The 16,236-nt window shown below is 28.3% G+C and carries 12 protein-coding genes and 2 tRNA genes; 3 read left to right on the plus strand and 11 right to left on the minus strand.

What is annotated here, in order from left to right; all coding sequences use genetic code 11:
- Position 1 precedes the first annotated feature (1 nt).
- Positions 2-1,096: a chorismate synthase gene (gene aroC, locus H0H54_RS02235; RefSeq protein WP_185863112.1), complete on the plus strand. Its 1,095-nt coding sequence runs from the start codon at positions 2-4 to the stop codon at positions 1,094-1,096.
- The gene (miaA, locus tag H0H54_RS02240; RefSeq protein ID WP_185863545.1) at positions 1,093-2,025 is read left to right on the plus strand and encodes a tRNA (adenosine(37)-N6)-dimethylallyltransferase MiaA; all 933 of its coding nucleotides are present in this window, start codon (positions 1,093-1,095) and stop codon (positions 2,023-2,025) included. The genes aroC and miaA overlap by 4 nt, the downstream gene beginning before the upstream one ends.
- Here miaA and H0H54_RS02245 read toward each other — a convergent pair.
- Together H0H54_RS02245 and H0H54_RS02250 are read right to left on the minus strand one after the other, a co-directional pair.
- Positions 1,985-2,060, minus strand: a tRNA-Val gene (locus H0H54_RS02245). The genes miaA and H0H54_RS02245 overlap by 41 nt on opposite strands.
- Before the next feature lie 14 nt (positions 2,061-2,074).
- Positions 2,075-3,343, minus strand: a complete 1,269-nt coding sequence (locus H0H54_RS02250) for a bifunctional folylpolyglutamate synthase/dihydrofolate synthase (protein WP_185863113.1) — start codon at positions 3,341-3,343, stop codon at positions 2,075-2,077.
- Positions 3,344-3,413: 70 nt separating this feature from the next.
- On the opposite strand from H0H54_RS02250, the gene glnS reads away from it, so the two are divergent.
- On the plus strand, positions 3,414-5,099 hold the full coding sequence (gene glnS / locus H0H54_RS02255; RefSeq protein ID WP_238784797.1) for a glutamine--tRNA ligase: 1,686 nt from the start codon (positions 3,414-3,416) through the stop codon (positions 5,097-5,099).
- On the opposite strand, the gene rpoC is transcribed toward glnS, so the two are convergent.
- The 9 genes from rpoC to H0H54_RS02300 all read right to left on the minus strand — a co-directional run bounded on the left by rpoC (position 5,094) and on the right by H0H54_RS02300 (position 16,222).
- Positions 5,094-9,326: a DNA-directed RNA polymerase subunit beta' gene (gene rpoC, locus H0H54_RS02260; protein ID WP_185863114.1), complete on the minus strand. Its 4,233-nt coding sequence runs from the start codon at positions 9,324-9,326 to the stop codon at positions 5,094-5,096. The two genes, glnS and rpoC, sit on opposite strands and share 6 nt — an antisense overlap.
- 41 nt (positions 9,327-9,367) lie before the next feature.
- The gene (gene rpoB / locus H0H54_RS02265) at positions 9,368-13,177 is read right to left on the minus strand and encodes a DNA-directed RNA polymerase subunit beta (RefSeq protein ID WP_185863115.1); all 3,810 of its coding nucleotides are present in this window, start codon (positions 13,175-13,177) and stop codon (positions 9,368-9,370) included.
- Positions 13,178-13,219: 42 nt separating this feature from the next.
- Positions 13,220-13,594, minus strand: a complete 375-nt coding sequence (gene rplL / locus H0H54_RS02270; RefSeq protein ID WP_185863116.1) for a 50S ribosomal protein L7/L12 — start codon at positions 13,592-13,594, stop codon at positions 13,220-13,222.
- A gap of 24 nt (positions 13,595-13,618) precedes the next feature.
- Entirely contained in the window at positions 13,619-14,179 is a 561-nt protein-coding gene (gene rplJ / locus H0H54_RS02275; RefSeq protein ID WP_185863117.1) for a 50S ribosomal protein L10, read from the minus strand.
- Positions 14,176-14,880, minus strand: a complete 705-nt coding sequence (rplA, locus tag H0H54_RS02280; protein WP_185863118.1) for a 50S ribosomal protein L1 — start codon at positions 14,878-14,880, stop codon at positions 14,176-14,178. Before rplA ends, rplJ begins: the two co-directional genes overlap by 4 nt.
- 28 nt (positions 14,881-14,908) lie before the next feature.
- Positions 14,909-15,340, minus strand: coding sequence for a 50S ribosomal protein L11 (gene rplK, locus H0H54_RS02285; protein WP_185863119.1), 432 nt, complete (start codon positions 15,338-15,340; stop codon positions 14,909-14,911).
- 16 nt (positions 15,341-15,356) lie between these two features.
- On the minus strand, positions 15,357-15,911 hold the full coding sequence (gene nusG, locus H0H54_RS02290; protein WP_185863120.1) for a transcription termination/antitermination protein NusG: 555 nt from the start codon (positions 15,909-15,911) through the stop codon (positions 15,357-15,359).
- Positions 15,912-15,926: 15 nt separating this feature from the next.
- Positions 15,927-16,112: a preprotein translocase subunit SecE gene (gene secE / locus H0H54_RS02295; RefSeq protein ID WP_185863121.1), complete on the minus strand. Its 186-nt coding sequence runs from the start codon at positions 16,110-16,112 to the stop codon at positions 15,927-15,929.
- 37 nt (positions 16,113-16,149) lie between these two features.
- Positions 16,150-16,222, minus strand: a tRNA-Trp gene (locus tag H0H54_RS02300).
- Positions 16,223-16,236: the final 14 nt, after the last annotated feature.

The raw sequence follows: 16,236 nt of genomic DNA on the forward strand, positions 1-16,236 counted from the left end.
TATGGCAGGTAATATTTTCGGAAATTTATTTCGAGTTAGTACTTTTGGAGAAAGTCATGGAATCGCATTAGGGGGTATTATTGATGGATGTCCAGCAGGAATAGAATTAAATTTTAAAGAAATTCAATATGAATTAAATAGAAGAAAACCTGGCCAATCATCCATAGTGACTCAAAGAAATGAACCTGATGAAGTGAATTTTTTATCTGGAATTTTTGACAATAAAACAACAGGGACACCCATTGGGTTTGTTATTTATAATAAGGATCATAAATCTAATGATTATAATCATATTAAAGAAGTTTATCGTCCATCACATTCAGATTTTACTTATGAAAAAAAATATGGAATAAGAGATTATAGAGGAGGAGGACGTTCTTCTGCAAGAGAAACAACATGCAGAATAGTAGCTGGTGCTATCGCTAAACAATTAATAAAAAATATTACAATTATATCTTATGTTTCTTCTGTAGGGGACATATCTGTAAATAAATCTTATCATGAATTAGATTTATCTAGAGAATCAATAGAAAAAAACCCTATAAGATGCCCTGACCCCAAGATTGCGGAAAAAATGATATATAAAATTAAAAAAATAAAAAATCAAGGAGATACAATAGGAGGAATTATTACTTGTGTAATTAAAAATGTACCAATAGGTATTGGAGAACCTGTTTTTGATAAATTACATGCTGAATTAGGAAAAGCTATGCTTTCAATTAATGCTGTAAAAGGATTCGAATACGGAAGTGGATTTAATGGAACTAAATTAACTGGATCTCAGCACAATGATTTATTTCAAAAAAATGGAAGGACCAAAACAAATTTATCAGGAGGAATACAAGGTGGAATTTCAAATGGAATGGACATTTATTTTAGAATAGCGTTTAAGCCTGTAGCTACAATAATGAAAAAACAGAAAACTATAGATCAATATGGAAATTTTATCCTTATGGAAGGAAAAGGAAGACATGATCCTTGTGTTTTACCTCGTGCGGTTCCTATTGTGGAATCTATGACTGCTTTAGTTTTAGCAGATTACTGGATGTACACTAAATTATCTAAATATTCTTCAATTTCAAATTCAAAAAATTGAATCAAAAATTTCTCATTTTTATTGTAGGGCCTACTTGTGTAGGAAAAACTCAGCTTTCCTTATTTCTAGCTGAAAAATTTAAAACTGAAATTTTATCTTGCGATTCTAGACAATTTTATAAGGAATTAAAAATAGGAACCTCTATGCCTACTATAGAAGAATTATGTCGTATCCATCATCATTTTATCGGGCATTTAAGTATACATCAAGATTATAATGCCAAATTATTTGAAATAGATTCCTTAACAAAAATTTCAGAATTATTTACTAAATATTCCATATTGATTATGGTAGGAGGATCAAGTTTATATGAAAAAGCAGTAACAGAAGGGTTGTCTGAATTTCCTGAAATTCAGATTAATATTAAAAATCATTTAATTTATCATTTTAAAAAAAATGGAATTTCATTTTTACAAAATGAATTTTTTAAATTCAAAAAAATAGGTGAATCAATAGATATTTTCAATCCCAGACGTTTAATTAGATATTTAGAAATTGTAAAGTCTACAGGAAAAAATCCTTCTTTTTTTTATAAGAAAAAAAAGAGAAATTTTATAATTATGAAAATAGGATTAACAATACCTAGGGATGAAATTTATTCAAAAATAAATGATAGAGTAGATAACATGGTAAGAATGGGTTTATTAGACGAAGCGAAGCTATATTATCATTATAGAAATTTGAATAGCTTAAAAACTATAGGATATCAAGAAATATTCGAATTTCTTTCCGAAGGGAAGAATGATTTAAATAAAAGCATAGAAAAAATAAAAAAGAATACTAGAAAATACGCAAAAAGACAATTTACGTGGTATAAGAAAGATACATCAATCACATGGTTCAATCCAAAAGAAAAAGAAAAAATATTTAGTTTTATTATAAAAAATGTGGGCAATACTGGATTCGAACCAGTGACCTCCTGCTTGTAAAACAGATGCTCTAAACCAAACTGAGCTAATTGCCCTAATGTTCGTTTATTCAAATGTAAGAAAAAAAATTCTTATAATATAACAATATTTCAGATACAACAAACGTACTTCCAGATATCAGGATCAAGTCATTTTGACTAGCTTTACTTTTAGCATGCAAAAAAGCCTTTATCACAGAAGGATAAAAATTTATTCTATCACGATTTTCAAATAATTTATTAATTAATATTATCAAATTGTGAATTGAGTATTTTCTATCTATACTAGGTTGACAAAAATAATAAAAAGACTCAATAGGAAAATGTTTTAATAATTTATCCACTTTTTTTTCTCTTACAAAACCCAAAACTAAATGTAATTTTTCATATGATTCTTTTTTTAGCTGTTTATTAACCATATATATGCCTTCTTCATTATGAGCTATATCACAAATAATTTTGGGATCTTTTTTTTGCAAAATGTGCCAACGCCCTTTTAAGGTTGTATTTTTTATCACATTTTTAAATCCTTTTTTTATTGATTGATCAGATACTATAATATTTTTTCTATAATGTAAAATTCTTATAGTTTTTAATACTATACTTCTATTAAAATTTTGATAATCTGCTTTGAAAGGCATTTTATACTGCGAATCTTTTTTAGATTTTACAGAAAAATAGATTGGAGCATTTTTTTTTAAAGCTTCTTTAAAAAAAAGAAATCGAACATCTCTAGATATTCTTCTTCCTATTATTACTGATACATTTTTTTTGATAATTCCAGCTTTTTCTGAAGCGATTTTTAATCGATTTTCACCCAGAATTTCTGTATGATCTATGCTAATATTTGTAATTACAGATATTTCTGGGGTAATTAAATTAGTCGAATCTAATCGACCCCCCATTCCTACTTCAATAATTGCTATATTTACTTTTTTTTCTTTAAAATATTGAAATGCTAAGGCAGTATTCATTTCAAAAAATGAAATTTTTTCTTTTTCTATAAATTTCTTATTTTTTTTTATAAAATCTACAATAAAATCTTTTTCTATTAAAACGCCATTGCAGGTTATTCTTTCTCTAAAATCTATTAAATGAGGAGATGTGAATAGCCCTGTTTTATATTTTTCTTCTTGTAAAATAGAAGACAACATATGTACTGTGGAACCTTTTCCATTTGTTCCACCTACATGTATACTTTTAAAAAAATTTTGAGGATTTCCTAAATAAGAACAAAAATTTTGTATCCTTTTTAAACCAGGTTTGTATGATCTAAATCCTATTTTTTGATAGATTGGAAGACGTTTAAAAATCCATTGAATTGTTTCAGTATAATTCAAATACTAATTATTAAAATAACATAGCAAAAATATATTTTTTTTCAAAAAAATTGATTATATTCGTCCCACAATTGAATTATTATCTGTATATAATATAAAATCACACTTACATTTTATTGAGAAAATTATAGAGGAAGATATAAAAAATGGATTTCCCATAAAAAAAATTAGATTTCGTTTTCCTCCTGAACCTAATGGATTTCTTCATATTGGGCATGTGAAAGCTATATGTTTGAATTTTGAGTTAGGTAAAAAATATAGATCTCCAATTAATTTAAGATTTGATGATACTAACCCTATAGGAGAAAATAGAAATTTTATAGAATCTATAAAAAAAGACATTATTTTTTTAGGGTTCCATTGGGATAATGAAAGTTATGCTTCAGATTATTTTCCTAAACTTTATGAATGGGCTATAAAATTGATTAAAGAAAACAAAGCTTATGTAGATGATCAATCTCAAAACGTCATTCAAATTCAAAGAAAAAATCCTTTTGAAGTTGGAATTAACAGCGATTATAGAAATCGATCTATAGAAGAAAATTTATTTCTTTTTGAAAAAATGAAAAACGGGTTTTTTGAAGAAGGATCTTGTGTTTTAAGAGCAAAAATTAATATGAGCTCATCAAATATGAATATGCGAGATCCAATTATGTATAGAATTTTACGAAAAAAACATCATAGAACTGGATATCAATGGTGTATTTATCCAACTTATGATTGGACACATGGTTTATGTGATTATATAGAACAAATATCTCATTCTTTATGTTCTTTAGAATTTGAGAACAGACGTCCGTTATATAATTGGTATTTAGATCAAATTTATATTGATAATCAAGATAAAATAAGGCCCAAACAAATAGAGTTTTCAAGATTAAATTTAAGTCATACAATAACTAGCAAAAGAAAAATTCAATACTTGATTGAAAAAAAAATTATTCAATCTTGGAATGATCCGCGTATTTTAACAATATCCGGATTACGTCGTAAAGGATACACTTCTGTTGCCTTAAAAAATTTTATCCATAAAATAGGAATTACAAAAAGAAATAATATTATAGATATATCTTTTTTAGAATTTTGTATTAGAGAACATTTAAACAAAATAGCCCCTAGAGTTATGGTAGTATTATATCCAATTAAATTAGTTATTGATAATTATTCAAATACTACTGAATGGGTAAAAGTAGAAAACAATCCAGAAGATTCTAATTTTGGAAACAGAAAAGTTCCTTTTTCCAAATTTATATATATTGAAAAAAATGATTTTTTGGAAAAAGAAGAAAAAAACTTTTTCCGTCTTTGTCTTGGAAAAGAAGTTAGACTTAAAAATGCTTATATCATAAAAGCAAATTCGGTCATCAGAAATTATGAGGGAGAAATAAAAGAAATACATTGCACCTATGATCCTAAAAGTAAATCTGGAAAGAAAAACAAAATTGAAGAAAAAGGAAGAGTAAAAAGTACTTTACATTGGGTGTCTATAAAACATTCTTTTCCCATAACAATTAATTTATATAACCCTCTTTTTATAAAAAGAAACCCAGATATAGACTTTTATAAATGTATAAATCCCAAGTCAAAAGATAGAATCATTGGATATGCAGAACCATACTTAAAAAAAGCAAAAAAAGGAGATCGTTTTCAATTTCAAAGAATTGGATATTTTTATGCAGATACAGACTCTAACTCTTTCTCTTTTAATCAAACAGTATCTATAAAAAATCAATGGGAAAAAATCTCTTTTTTATAATATTATATCTGGAGAAAGGTCTTCATATTCTCTTAATCCGGTTCCTGCAGGGATTTTGTGTCCCACTATTACATTTTCTTTCAATCCGTGTAAATAATCAATCTTGCTACTTATAGCTGCTTCACCTAAAACTTTTGTTGTTTCTTGAAATGATGCTGCAGATATAAAAGATTTAGTTTGTAACGCTGCTCTCGTTATTCCTTGTAATATGGGTCTTGCTGTAGCAGGAATTGCATTTCTGGTTTTTATTAATTTTTTATTTTTATATTTTAGAACTGCATTTTCGTTTATAAAATCTCTGTCATTGATAATATCACCCTTTTTGAAAACATCAGAATCTCCGGATTCTTCAACCACTTTCATTTGAGATATTCTATCATTTTCTTCTATAAAATCATCTTTATATTCTATATTCCCTTCCAAAAATTTTGTGTCTCCCCCATCTATAACTTCTACCTTTCTCATCATTTGTAAAACAATAACTTCAAAATGTTTATCATTAATTTTCACACCTTGTAAACGATATACATCTTGTATTTCTTTTATTAAATATTCTTGCACTGCTCTAGGTCCTCTTATATTTAAAATATCATTAGGAGTTACTGCACCGTCTGATAAAGGCATACCTGCTTTTACATAATCATTTTCTTGCACAAGTATTTGATTAGATAGTTTTACAAGATATTTTCTGATTTCTCCTGTTTTGGATTCTACGATAATCTCTCTATTTCCTCTTTTTATTTTTCCATGACTAACTATCCCATCTATTTCTGATACCACAGCTGGATTAGAAGGATTACGCGCTTCAAACAATTCAGATAAACGAGGTAATCCTCCTGTAATATCTCCTGATTTAGCTGTTTTTCTTGGGACTTTTACCAATATCTTTCCTATATCTATTTTTTCTCCATCTTCTACCATTAAATGAGCACCTACCGGAAGATTATATACTTTTAATTCTTCATTTTTTTCATTAATAATTTTTAGTGTTGGTATTAAATTTTTATTTCTAACTTCTGTTATTACTTTTTCTTGAAATCCAGTTTGTTCATCTATTTCTATTTGAAACGTCACCCCTTGTTCTAAATGTTGATAATATATTATTCCAGAAAATTCTGCAACAATAACTGCATTATACAAATCCCATTTACAAATTGTATCTCCCTCTTTCAACTGGTCTCCATGTTTTACATATAAATAGGCACCATAAGGAATATTATTTACCATTAAAACGGATGATTTTTTGAAATCAAAAAGTTTCATTTCTGTAGACCTAGAAACGACAACCCCCACTTGATCAGAACTCTGTTTTGTTTGAACAATTTTTAAATCTTCAAATTCTATGATTCCATTATATTTTGCTTTTATTTGTGAAGATTCCGTAATATTTCCTGCTGTCCCTCCAACATGAAAAGTACGTAAAGTAAGCTGAGTCCCTGGTTCTCCAATTGATTGTGCAGCAATGACACCCACGGCTTCTCCTTTTTGAACAATTTCTCCTGTAGATAAATTACGACCATAACATTTAGAACAAATCCCCATTTTAGCTTCACAAGTTAGAGGAGATCTAACTTCTACTATTTCAATTCCAGATTTATCAATAATCTCTGCTATTTTCTCATCGATCATCTCACCTGAAGAAATTATCAATTGATTATCTTTATCATAAATATCATTTAAAGATATACGTCCTAAAATTCTATCAAATAAAGTTTCTACAACTTCCTCATTTTTTTTTAATGCATAAATTTCTAGTCCACGTAAAGTTTTGCAATCTTCTATTTTTATAATGACATCTTGAGCTGCATCTACTAAACGTCTTGTAAGATATCCAGCATCTGCAGTTTTTAATGCAGTATCTGCTAATCCTTTTCTAGCTCCATGGGTAGATATAAAATATTCTAAAATAGAAAGTCCCTCTCTAAAGTTCGATAAAATAGGATTTTCAATAATTTCTCCTCCAGAAGATCCAGTTTTTTGAGGTTTTGCCATTAAACCACGCATCCCTGAAAGCTGACGTATTTGTTCTTTAGAACCTCTGGCTCCAGAATCTAACATCATATATACTGGATTAAATCCTTGTCTATCTTCACGCATATATTTCATGACTTTCTCTGTAAGCATAGCGTTAGTATTTGTCCATATATCAATCACTTGATTATAACGTTCATTATTCGTAATCAATCCCATGTTGTAATTGATCTTGACATTATCTACTTGTTTAATTGCATGATAAACCATTTCTTTTTTATTATCAGGTATAATAATGTCGCCTAATCCAAAAGATAAACCACCTTTGAATGCGTTATAAAAACCTAATTCTTTAATATCATCTAAAAAATTGGCAGTAGTAGGGACATCTGTAAAATGTAATATTTTACCTATAATTTCTCTCAGTGATTTTTTTGTTAAGGATTTATTAATAAATCCTACTTTTTTAGGAACTACTTGATTAAATAATACTCTACCTACAGTAGTTTCTATTATTCTACTAACAAACCCTTCTTTATCACGAAGATTAACTTTTACTTTAATCAATGCATGTAAGTCTACTACGTTTTGATTATATGCTATTTCAACTTCTTCTGAGGAATAAAAAACAAGTCCTTCTCCTTTTACTTTTATTTTTGAATTTGACAATAAAGGTTTTGTCATATAATACAATCCTAATACCATATCTTGAGAAGGAACTGTAATAGGGGATCCATTAGCAGGGTTTAATATATTTTGAGAAGCTAACATCAAAAGTTGAGCCTCTAATATAGCACCATGAGATAATGGTAAATGAACTGCCATTTGATCTCCATCAAAATCTGCATTGAAAGCAGCACAAACTAAAGGATGTAATTGAATAGCTTTCCCTTCTATCAATTTAGGTTGGAAGGCTTGAATTCCTAATCTATGTAATGTAGGAGCCCTATTTAATAATACAGGATGTCCTTTTAAAACATTTTCTAAAATATCCCATATCATAGGATCTCTTTTATCAATAATTTTCTTAGAAGATTTTACTGTTTTTACTATCCCTCTCTCAATTAGTTTTCGTATAATAAAAGGTTTATAAAGTTCTGCAGCCATATCTTTAGGTAATCCACATTCATGTAATTTTAAATGTGGGCCTACTACAATAACAGATCGTGCGGAATAATCGACTCTCTTTCCAAGTAAATTTTGTCTAAAACGGCCTTGTTTTCCTTTTAATGCATCAGATAAAGATTTTAAAGGACGATTTGCTTCTGATTTTACGGCAGAAACTTTTCTTGAATTATCAAAAAGAGAATCTACTGCTTCTTGAAGCATTCTTTTTTCATTCCGTAAAATGACTTCAGGAGCTTTAATTTCTATAAGCCTTTTTAAACGATTATTTCTTATAAGTACACGACGATATAAATCAGTCATATCAGATGCGGCATAACGTCCTCCATCTAAAGGGACTAAAGGACGTAATTCTGGAGGAATAACAGACAATACATGAATAATCATCCAAGATGGATCTCCTCCGTTTTTTTTTCCTTCTCTAAAAGATTCAATGACCTGTAAACGTTTTAATGCTTCAGCACGTCTTTGTTTAGAAGTTTCATTCTGGACTTGATTTCTTAATTCCATAGATAACAGATCCAAATCTGTTCGATTTAAAAGATCTTCTATACATTCTGCTCCCATTTTTGCGATAAACTTATTGGGATCAGAGTTTTCTAATTGTTGATTCCCTTTTGGAAGCTTATTTAAAGCTTGCAAATATTCTTCTTCAGTAAGAAAATCTCCTTTATGAAAAGAAGACCCGTCTGAACGTAAACCTAACCCCCCTTGAATAACTACATATCGTTCATAATAAATAATCATTTCAAGTTTTTTAGAAGGTAACCCCAGTAAATACCCAATTTTATTAGGGGAAGACCTAAAACACCAAATATGAACAACAGGAACTACAAGACTTATATGTCCCATGCGTTCTCTTCTAACTTTTTTTTCAGTAACTTCAACTCCACATCTATCACAAACAATCCCTTTATAACGAATTCTTTTGTATTTTCCACAGGCGCATTCATAATCTTTTACTGGACCAAAAATTCGTTCACAAAAAAGTCCATCTCTTTCTGGTTTATGAGTACGATAATTTATTGTTTCAGGCTTTAACACTTCTCCATTAGATTCTTTTAATATTACCTCTGGAGAAGCTAATCGAATAGTTATTTTATTAAATCTATTCCTTTTTTTTTTATTCATTTTTATATAAAAAAAATATGTAACTACAAAAGTTTATTAGTTTATTCTTCTAAACGTATATCTAATCCTAATCCTTTTAATTCATAACAAAGAACATTAAAAGATTCTGGATTATTAGGTTCAGGCATTGGTTCTCCTTTTACTATAGACTCATAAGTTTTGGCCCTACCAACAACATCATCTGACTTAACAGTTAAAATCTCACGTAATAGATTAGAAGCCCCAAAAGCTTCCAAAGCCCAAACCTCCATCTCTCCGAAACGTTGCCCCCCAAATTGAGCTTTTCCTCCTAGAGGTTGTTGCGTAATTAAAGAATAAGGCCCAATTGAACGTGCATGCATTTTATCATCTACCATATGACCTAACTTTAACATATATATTACACCTACAGTAGCAGGTTGGTCAAACCTTTCTCCTGTCCCTCCATCAAATAAATAAGTGGCACCAAAACGAGGGATTTTCGCTTTTTCTGTATACTTGGAAATTTCTTCTATAGTTGCACCATCAAATATAGGTGTTGAAAATTTCATATTTAATTTATATCCTGCCCATCCCAATACCGTTTCATATATTTGTCCTATATTCATTCTGGAAGGAACCCCTAAAGGGTTTAAAACAATATCTACAGGGCTTCCATCTTCTAAAAATGGCATATCTTCTTCTCTCAAAATTCTAGCTACAACTCCTTTATTTCCATGTCTTCCTGCCATCTTATCTCCTACTTTTAACTTTCTTTTTTTAGCAATATATACTTTCGCCATTTTAACAATTCCTGATGGTAATTCATCTCCAACAGTGATTGAAAATTTTTTATGTTTAAAAGTACTATTTAAATCGCTTACTGCTATTTTATAATTATGTAAAATTTCTGATACAAAATCATTAATTTGAATATCATCAGTCCAATCACTAGAATCAATTTCTACATAATTCTGTATATTATCCAGTATTTTTTTGGTGAATTTAACCCCTTTTTTTACAATTTCCTGTTTTTTATCATTCAAAATAGAATTATAACATAATTTTCCATTTAAAATAAACTGCAACTTTTTGACCAACAAATTTTTAATATCTAAAAATTTGTTTTCATATTCTTTTTCCAAACGAACTATTTTTATTTTATCTTGAGCTCTAGATGTTTTATCTTTTATACTTCTAGTAAAAAGCTTTGTATCTATCACGACTCCAAATAATGATGGCTCAGCTCTTAAAGAAGCGTCTTTTACATTTCCTGCTTTATCTCCGAAAATAGCTCTTAATAATTTTTCTTCTGGTGTAGGATCAGATTCTCCTTTAGGAGTTATTTTTCCAATAAGAATATCGCCAGGTTTTACTTCTGCTCCCACTCTTACAATTCCATTTTCATCTAAATCTTTAGTAGCTTCTTCACTCACATTAGGAATATCATTGGTCAATTCTTCCATACCCAATTTCGTATCACGAACATCTAAAGAATATTCATCTATATGTATAGAGGTAAACCAATCCTCACTTACTACTTTTTCGGATATCAAAACAGCATCTTCAAAATTATATCCGTTACACGGAATAAAAGCTGCTTTTAAATTTTTTCCTAAAGCCAATTCTCCATTTTCTGTAGCATAACCTTCACATAGAATTTGTCCTTTAACTACTTTCATCCCTCTTCTGACAATAGGTTTTAAGGTTATACATGTATTTTGATTCGTCTTTCTAAATTTAACTAAATTATAAATTTGAACGATAGGATCAAAACTAACCAAATTTTCTTTATCTGTTTTATCATAACGAACAACGATTCGATTAGCATCAACATATTCAACAAATCCATTTTTTTTTGCATTAATTAATATACGAGAATCTCTTGCTACTTGTTCCTCCAATCCAGTTCCTACAATAGGAGCATCAGGTTTTAATAATGGAACTGCTTGACGCATCATATTAGATCCCATCAAAGCTCTATTTGCATCATCATGTTCTAAAAAAGGGATCAAAGAAGCGGAGATAGAAGCTATTTGATTCGGAGCTACATCTATATAATCTATTTGACTAGATTTAACTATAGGAAAATCTCCATCTTCACGAGATATAATTCTATCGGATAAAAAATTTCCATATTGATCTATAGCATTAGCTTGTGCTATAATTTTTCCTTCTTCCTCTTCTGCGCTTAAATATTTTACTTCAGATTTTAAATCTACTTTTTGGTGGGATACAATTCTATAAGGAGTTTCAACAAATCCCATATTATTTATTTTTGCGAAGACAGAAAGAGAAGATATTAATCCTATATTAGGGCCTTCTGGAGTTTCTATAGGACATAATCTCCCATAATGAGAATAATTAACATCTCTTACTTCAAAACCTGCTCTTTCTCTAGATAAACCACCGGGTCCTAATGCTGAAAGTCTCCTTTTATGAGTAATTTCAGATAAAGGATTAGTTTGATCCATAAATTGAGATAATTGATTCGTTCCAAAAAAAGTATTTATCACGGAAGACAAAGTCTTAGCATTAATAAGATCTACAGGCATAAAAACTTCATTATCACGAACATTCATTCTTTCTCTGATAGTTCTAGCCATCCTCGCTAAACCAATACTAAACTGAGTATAAAGTTGTTCTCCTACTGTTCTTACTCGTCTATTAGATAAATGATCAATATCATCCACCTCTCTTTTAGAGTTAAATAAAGCATTCAAATGTTCTATTATTGCAATAATATCTTCTTTAGTTAAAACTAAATAATTAGGATCTATATTTAAACCAAGACGTTTATTCAAACGATATCTTCCTACAGGACCTAAACTATATCTCGCATCAGAAAAGAAAAGTTTATCTATAACCCCTCTAGCAGTTTCTTCATCTGGAGGTTCAGTATTTCTAAGCTGTCTATAAATATATTCTACTGCTTCTTTTTCAGAATTTGTAGGGTCTTTATGTAAAGTGTTATAAATAATAGAATAATCTTTTTTTCTCTCTCCTTTTTTATGCAGTAAAACTGTTTTTATTTCATGATTAATTAAAAGATCAATATGTTCTTCTTTTAAAAGAATATCTCTTTCTATAAGAATTTCATTCTTTTCCACAGATAAAACTTCTCCTGTATCTTCATCAACGAAATCCTCATGCCAAATTTTTAATACTCTAGCAGCTAAGGTTCTGTTTATAATATTATTCTCGTTCCCTTTTATTTTTGTTTCTTCAGATAAATCAAATATTTCCAATATATCTTTATCTCTTTCATATCCTATCGCACGTAATAAAGTTGTCATAGGTAATTTTTTCTTTCTATCAATATATGCATACATGACATTATTAATATCTGTCGCAAACTCTATCCATGACCCTTTAAATGGAATAATTCTAGCGGAATAAAGTTTAGTACCGTTAGCATGATGAGATTGACCAAAAAAAACACCTGGAGAACGATGTAATTGAGATACAATTACTCTTTCTGATCCATTAAAAATAAAAGATCCAGATGGAGTCATATAAGGACATGTTCCTAAATAAACATCTTGATATACAGTTTCAAAGTCTTCATGTTCAGGATCCGTACAATATAATTTTAATTTAGCCTTTAAAGGCACACTATAAGTTAAACCTCTTTCTATACATTCTTCTATTGAATATCTAGGAGAATCTATTGAATACCCTTTAAATTCTAAAACAAAAGAATTTCTAGCATCAGAAATAGGAAAATTTTCTGTAAAAGCTTTGAACAATCCTTCATTTTTTCTATCTTCTGGTTTTGCATCTAACTGAAAAAACTCTTTAAATGATTTAATTTGAATATCCAAAAAATCAGGATATTCCACTTGTTTTGCTACTGAAGCAAAAGTGATTCTTTTTTTTTCTGTATTCACCAATTTTAATTTAATGGATAATTAAAAAATAAAAAAATGGATTCTCTATTTTAATTCTATTTCAGCTCCTATTTCTTCAAATCTATTTTTAAAATCTTCTGCTTCTTTTTTATTTACAGATTCTTTGAGAAGACTGGGAATATTATCTACCAAATCTTTAGATTCCTTAAGACCTTTTCCAGTAATTTCCTTAACTAATTTCACTACAGATAATTTAGAATTTCCAGATGATTTTAAAATTATATTAAAAAAGTTTTTTTCTTCTTTTTCATATGTTTTTTCTTTTTCAGACGAAGTATTGTCCATTTTTATTGAAGTAGTCGCAGCTTCTATTCCATATTCTTTTTTTAATAAAATTGCCAATTCATTAACTTGTTTTACAGTTAAATTGACTAATTGTTCAGCTAGCTTTTCTATCATTTTGTTATTTATTTTTTTGAATATTTATAAAGACTTTATACTTTCATCTTTTTTGTAAGATAAAGATTTTAACATTTCACATATTTTATATTTTGTTACATCCAAAAAAGATGAAATAATGTTATTTATTGAAAATTTGAGTATATTTATGATTTCAGCAATGATATCTTCTTTGGATTTAAGGTATAATAATATATTCAAATCTTTGTTCCCCCCAAAATAAAAAGATTCTTGTGCGTAAGCTCCTTTTAAATAAGGTTTACTAACTTTTTCTTCTATATGGAAATTTTTTATGATTTTAGAAGTAATATTTGCTACATTTAAATTTGAAAATAATACAGTTGTATTTCCATTTAAAACAGAATAAAAAGAATCAAATTTTCTATTTTCTATTATAGCTTTTTTTAGTAAAGTATTTTTCACCATTTTCATCGTAATACCATTTTCATGAAAATTTTTTCTAAGAATAGATATTTGATTTGAATTTAAATCAAATATATCAATTAAATATATTGTTTTATTGTTATTTAATATAGATATTAATTCCGATAATTTTTTTTCTTTATCTTTTTTATTTTTATTCATTTCTTCATAAAACTTTTTAAATCTAACGGAAAACTATAACCCATTGTACTAGATAAATAAACACTTTTTATATAAGACCCTTTAGATGTAAAAGGTTTATTTCGAATAATTGTTTTCATAAATTCTTTTATATTATCTAATAAACATTGATCTGAAAACGAAATTCTTCCTATAGAAGAATGAACAATTCCATAACGATCTGCTTTGAAAGTAATTTTTCCAGATTTAATTTCTTTTACAGATTTTTCTGGATTAATGGAAACTGTTTCCATTTTAGGATTAGGCATTAATCCTTTGGGTCCCAATATTTTACCTACATCCCCCAATAACCCCATAATAGAAGGACTCGCAACAATCACATCTACATTTGTCCATCCAGATTTAATTTTTTCAATATAATTTAATCCAACATAATCAGCTCCTGCTTTTTTAACTTCTAATTCTTTATCTTTAGGAACTAAAGCTAAAACACAAACATTTTTACCTGTTCCATGAGGCAATGAAACTGTCCCTCTTACCATTTGATTAGGAAAACGAACATCTACCCCAAGATGCACATAAATGTCAATAGATGCATCAAATTTTACGAAATTCGTTTCTTTTATAAGAAGTATTCTTTCTTCTAAAGAAAATTTTTTACTAGAAATCTTACTAATTTTATCTAGTGCTTTCTTTTTATTTTTAGTTAATTTTTTTGACATATTATAAAATAGATCTAAATGAGATATTTTAATTATCAACTATTTCTATTCCCATAGATCTAGCAGTCCCCGAAACCATGGATATAGCAGACTCAATAGAAAAACAATTAAAATCTTCCATTTTATTTTTTGCAATTATTTTAACTTCATTTAAATTTATTTTTCCTATTTTAGAACGATTAGATTCTTTCGACCCTTTTTCTTTTTTTAAGATATTCAACAATTGAATAGAAACCGGAGGATTTTTTATTGAAAAAGAAAAAGATTTATCTTCATATACAGTTATCCTAACAGGACATATTTCTCCCATTCTATTTTTGGTGATAGAATTGTATTGTTTACAAAATTCAACAATGTTCACTCCAGAGCTACCTAAAATAGGCCCTACAGGGGGAGCTGGACTAGCTTTCCCTCCATAAATTTTCTGTATTTTTATCCTTTTTATCACTTTTTTTGTCATTTCAGTTTTAAATTCGCTAAATTTTTTCTATTTGTGTAAAGTTTAATTCTAATGGAGTTTTCCTTCCAAAAATCAAAACGGACAATTCCAATTTCCTCTTTTCTTCATTTATTTTTTCAATTGTTCCATTGAACCCGGTAAAAGGTCCATCTATAACTTTAATTGTTTCTCCTACTATAAAAGGAATACTAATATTTTCGTTATTTTCATATAATTTATCTATTTTCCCCAACATTTTATTAACTTCTTCTTTTCTCATAGGAATAGGGACAGCAGAAGCTCCTTTTCCTTCACTTAAAAAATTTATAACACCTGGAACATTTTTTATTGCATGTGCAGCTTCTCCTTCTAAATTCGCTTCAACCATGACATATCCAGGATAATGAACTTTTTCTCTATGAATTTTTTTTCCTTTCCTCATTTGTATCACTTTTTCAATAGGAACTAATACTTTTCCTATATGTTCTTGAAATCCATTATCTCTAATTTCATTCTCAATATATGATTTTACCTTATTTTCTTGTCCACTCATGGTTTTTATGACATACCATTTTCTTTTCAAATTATTCATTCATTTATTAGTTTTTTATAAAGAAAATAATTTTTTAATCAAAAAAATGAAAAAACCATCTACTCCATACAAAAATATGGACAGAAATATGGAAAAAAAACATACAATCATTGTTGTAATTTGTAAATCATACCATTTAGGCCATGTAATACAATGAAAAAACTCATCATAAATTTCTAAAAAAAAATTATTTTTTTTCATGTCCATATTAATTCTATGTATAATTAAATAATCAATGCACGGACGGTAAGGATCGAACTTACGACCTTCGGTTTTGGAGACCGATGCTCTACCAACTGAGCTACATCCGTTAAAATCAAATTTG

This window comes from Blattabacterium cuenoti, from assembly GCF_014251815.1.
Classification (GTDB): domain Bacteria; phylum Bacteroidota; class Bacteroidia; order Flavobacteriales; family Blattabacteriaceae; genus Blattabacterium; species Blattabacterium cuenoti_E.

Coding starts and splice junctions, on each gene's coding strand:
- rpoC (WP_185863114.1), bottom strand. CDS start 9,326: ATGAATAAAAAAAAAAGGAATAGATTTAATAAAATAACTATTCGATTA.
- rplK (WP_185863119.1), bottom strand. CDS start 15,340: ATGACAAAAAAAGTGATAAAAAGGATAAAAATACAGAAAATTTATGGA.
- rplL (WP_185863116.1), bottom strand. CDS start 13,594: ATGATAGAAAAGCTAGCTGAACAATTAGTCAATTTAACTGTAAAACAA.
- rplA (WP_185863118.1), bottom strand. CDS start 14,880: ATGTCAAAAAAATTAACTAAAAATAAAAAGAAAGCACTAGATAAAATT.
- secE (WP_185863121.1), bottom strand. CDS start 16,112: ATGAAAAAAAATAATTTTTTTTTAGAAATTTATGATGAGTTTTTTCAT.
- rplJ (WP_185863117.1), bottom strand. CDS start 14,179: ATGAATAAAAATAAAAAAGATAAAGAAAAAAAATTATCGGAATTAATA.
- nusG (WP_185863120.1), bottom strand. CDS start 15,911: ATGAATAATTTGAAAAGAAAATGGTATGTCATAAAAACCATGAGTGGA.
- aroC (WP_185863112.1), top strand. CDS start 2: ATGGCAGGTAATATTTTCGGAAATTTATTTCGAGTTAGTACTTTTGGA.